Below are 600 nucleotides of genomic sequence, written 5' to 3'. Positions count from 1 at the left end.
GCGTCAACCAGTAGCCTGCGACGATCAGCCGTGGCATGCCTGGAGGCTTCGTGGAAGCTATCGCTCTCGTCAGTCCCGAGCGGTTGTGGTCGGCGCAGGAGGTCTTGGTGCGCCCGAGCCCTGTCCCGGCGGCAGCAGGGGTCTACGGGTGGCACTTCGAGCAGCCGCCCCACCCGGACTTGAGCGCTGAGCGCCTGCTCTACGTCGGCATAGCCCCGCGGTACATGGCGAACCGGACCAGCACGCAGAACTTGCGCAAGCGGGTGCGCTACCACTACCGGGGCAACGCGGCCGGCTCAACGCTGCGGCTCACCCTCGGATGTCTGCTCGGACTCGAGCTGCGCCGCGTGGGCAGCGGCAAGCGGATGACCTTCGGCAAGGCCGGCGAAGCCACCTTGAGCCAGTGGATGGCGGACAACGCGCGGGTCTGCTGGATCGAGCAGAACGAACCGTGGACCCTGGAGTCACAGCTCATCTCCCAACTCGACCTCCCGCTGAACCTCGACCAGAACAGCCACAACGCGTTCCACAGCCGCTTGAAGGAGCTACGGGCCCAAGCGCGAGTACGGGCACGGGAGTTGCCGATCAGCTCGTAGGCCG

General features: G+C 67.0%; 1 protein-coding gene. It reads left to right on the top strand.

The window, feature by feature from the left end; genetic code table 11:
* Positions 1–50: 50 nt before the first annotated feature.
* On the top strand, positions 51–596 hold the full coding sequence (locus tag IE318_RS44540; RefSeq protein ID WP_189908501.1) for a GIY-YIG nuclease family protein: 546 nt from the start codon (positions 51–53) through the stop codon (positions 594–596).
* Positions 597–600: the final 4 nt, after the last annotated feature.

Source organism: Streptomyces spiralis, assembly GCF_014654675.1.
In the GTDB taxonomy this organism is placed as follows: Bacteria; Actinomycetota; Actinomycetes; order Streptomycetales; family Streptomycetaceae; genus Streptomyces; species Streptomyces spiralis.
Note: the sequence above shows the minus strand (reverse complement) of the source record. Positions and strands in the feature narration are given on the sequence as shown.